At 56.7% G+C, this 2,404-nt stretch carries 1 rRNA gene; it reads left to right on the forward strand.

Features of this window, described 5'->3' with window-relative positions:
• Positions 1-2,404: ribosomal RNA gene (locus ACZ5CW_RS41165) — 23S ribosomal RNA — on the forward strand; the annotation flags it as partial.

Below are 2,404 nucleotides of genomic sequence, written 5' to 3' on the forward strand. Positions count from 1 at the left end.
GTGGGGAAGCCGTAGCGAAAGCGAGTCCGAATAGGGCGATTCAGTAGCACGCTCAAGACCCGAAGCGGAGTGATCTAGCCATGGGCAGGTTGAAGCGGAGGTAAGACTTCGTGGAGGACCGAACCCACCAGGGTTGAAAACCTGGGGGATGACCTGTGGTTAGGGGTGAAAGGCCAATCAAACTCCGTGATAGCTGGTTCTCCCCGAAATGCATTTAGGTGCAGCGTCGTGTGTTTCTTGCCGGAGGTAGAGCACTGGATAGGCGATGGGCCCTACCGGGTTACTGACCTTAGCCAAACTCCGAATGCCGGTAAGTGAGAGCGCGGCAGTGAGACTGTGGGGGATAAGCTCCATGGTCGAGAGGGAAACAGCCCAGAGCATCGACTAAGGCCCCTAAGCGTACGCTAAGTGGGAAAGGATGTGGAGTCGCACAGACAACCAGGAGGTTGGCTTAGAAGCAGCCACCCTTGAAAGAGTGCGTAATAGCTCACTGGTCTAGTGATTCCGCGCCGACAATGTAGCGGGGCTCAAGCGTACCGCCGAAGTCGTGTCATTCATACATTAGGGCCAACGCCTGTATGGATGGGTAGGGGAGCGTCGTCTGCCGGGTGAAGCAGCACCGGAAGGTAGTTGTGGACGGTTGACGAGTGAGAATGCAGGCATGAGTAGCGATACAAACGTGAGAAACGTTTGCGCCGATTGACTAAGGGTTCCTGGGTCAAGCTGATCTGCCCAGGGTAAGTCGGGACCTAAGGCGAGGCCGACAGGCGTAGTCGATGGATAACCGGTTGATATTCCGGTACCCGCTGTGAAGCGTCAAACATCGAGCATCGTGATGCTAAGGCCGTGAAGCCGTTCCGGACCCTTCGGGGAAAGGAAAGTGGTGGAGCCGCCGAACCAAGCGGTTAGTAGGTGAGTGATGGGGTGACGCAGGAAGGTAGTCCATCCCGGGCGGTGGTTGTCCCGGGGTAAGGGTGTAGCCCGAGTGGTAGGCAAATCCGCCACTCATACAGGGTGAGACCTGATGCCGAGCCGATTGTGGCGAAGTGGATGATCCTATGCTGTCGAGAAAAGCCTCTAGCGAGTTTCATGGCGGCCCGTACCCTAAACCGACTCAGGTGGTCAGGTAGAGAATACCGAGGCGTTCGGGTGAACTATGGTTAAGGAACTCGGCAAAATGCCCCCGTAACTTCGGGAGAAGGGGGGCCACACTCGGTGATCGGATTTACTCCGTGAGCTGGGGGTGGCCGCAGAGACCAGCGAGAAGCGACTGTTTACTAAAAACACAGGTCCGTGCGAAGCCGTAAGGCGATGTATACGGACTGACGCCTGCCCGGTGCTGGAACGTTAAGGGGACCGGTTAGCTCTGATTCGTCAGGGCGAAGCTGAGAACTTAAGCGCCAGTAAACGGCGGTGGTAACTATAACCATCCTAAGGTAGCGAAATTCCTTGTCGGGTAAGTTCCGACCTGCACGAATGGCGTAACGACTTCTCGACTGTCTCAACCATAGGCCCGGTGAAATTGCACTACGAGTAAAGATGCTCGTTTCGCGCAGCAGGACGGAAAGACCCCGGGACCTTTACTACAGTTTGATATTGGTGTTCGGTTCGGCTTGTGTAGGATAGCTGGGAGACTTTGAAGCGGCCACGCCAGTGGTTGTGGAGTCGTCGTTGAAATACCAGTCTGGTCGTGCTGGATGTCTAACCTGGGTCCGTGATCCGGATCAGGGACAGTGTCTGATGGGTAGTTTAACTGGGGCGGTTGCCTCCTAAAGGGTAACGGAGGCGCCCAAAGGTTCCCTCAGCCTGGTTGGCAATCAGGTGTTGAGTGTAAGTGCACAAGGGAGCTTGACTGTGAGACCGACGGGTCGAGCAGGGACGAAAGTCGGGACTAGTGATCCGGCGGTGGCTTGTGGAAGCGCCGTCGCTCAACGGATAAAAGGTACCCCGGGGATAACAGGCTGATCTTCCCCAAGAGTCCATATCGACGGGATGGTTTGGCACCTCGATGTCGGCTCGTCGCATCCTGGGGCTGGAGTCGGTCCCAAGGGTTGGGCTGTTCGCCCATTAAAGCGGTACGCGAGCTGGGTTTAGAACGTCGTGAGACAGTTCGGTCCCTATCCGCTGTGCGCGTAGGAGTCTTGAGAAGGGCTGTCCCTAGTACGAGAGGACCGGGACGGACGAACCTCTGGTGTGCCAGTTGTTCTGCCAAGGGCATGGCTGGTTGGCTACGTTCGGGAGGGATAACCGCTGAAAGCATCTAAGCGGGAAGCCTGCTTCGAGATGAGGACTCCCACCCACTTGATGGGGTAAGGCTCCCAGTAGACGACTGGGTTGATAGGCCGGATCTGGAAGCCAGGTAACTGGTGGAGGTGACCGGTACTAATAGGCCGAGGGCTTGTCC

The organism is Streptomyces sp. NPDC031379 (assembly GCF_055569615.1).